Annotated in this window: 1 protein-coding gene; it reads left to right on the top strand. The window is 64.2% G+C overall.

The window, feature by feature from the left end:
* Nucleotides 1-684: phage terminase large subunit family protein (locus ACFO5X_RS26200; protein WP_380723290.1), on the top strand; the 684-nt coding region annotated here is incomplete at both ends.

Here is a 684-nt window from a genome sequence, read left to right as displayed (position 1 = left end):
TCCTGCGGGAAATCCATGAAGTGCTTTCGCCCGAGCACCCCTCGCGCGAGAACACGATCCGCGGTTCGGCGCAGTGGGGCAAGACGGTCTCGATCGTCAACCCGGTCGTGGGGGCCTGGCACGAGTTCGGACCGCTGGACAGCCTGGTGGTGCATCCGACCACCAGCGCCGCGACCGAGTGGGTGGACAACAAGTGGTTGCCGATGCGGCGGCAGGCGCCCAGCCTGAAGCGGATATTCGGCAGCGGCGGTGACAACAAGGATGCGAAGTTCAATCAGGAGACCGCCGCCAGAAACGGTTCGCTGAAGGTGGCAAGCGCTGGGTCACCCGACGATCTTGCAGGCACCACCCGCCGCCTGGTCGTCATGGATGACGTCGCCAAGTTCGAGATGACCGCCAAGGGCGATCCCGAGGCGCTGGCAGAAAGCCGGGCGTCGGGCTTCGAGGATGCCAAAATCCTCCGGGTGTCGACGCCGCAGATCAAAGGCACCTGCCGGATTTCGAAGGCCTACGAGCGAAGCGATCAGCGGCTCTACTACGTCCCTTGCCCGCATTGTGGGCACGAGGCACCGCTGACCTGGGAGAACTTCCGCAAAAACCTCGATCCGGAGCGGCTGCATGCGGCCTGCTTCAGCTGCGACGAATGTGGCGGTGTCATCAGTCACGCGGACAAGGAAGCGATCG

The sequence above is a fragment of the Seohaeicola nanhaiensis genome (assembly GCF_042654245.1).
Lineage (GTDB): Bacteria > Pseudomonadota > Alphaproteobacteria > Rhodobacterales > Rhodobacteraceae > Seohaeicola_A > Seohaeicola_A nanhaiensis.
This window is presented reverse-complemented; position numbering and strand designations above follow the sequence as displayed.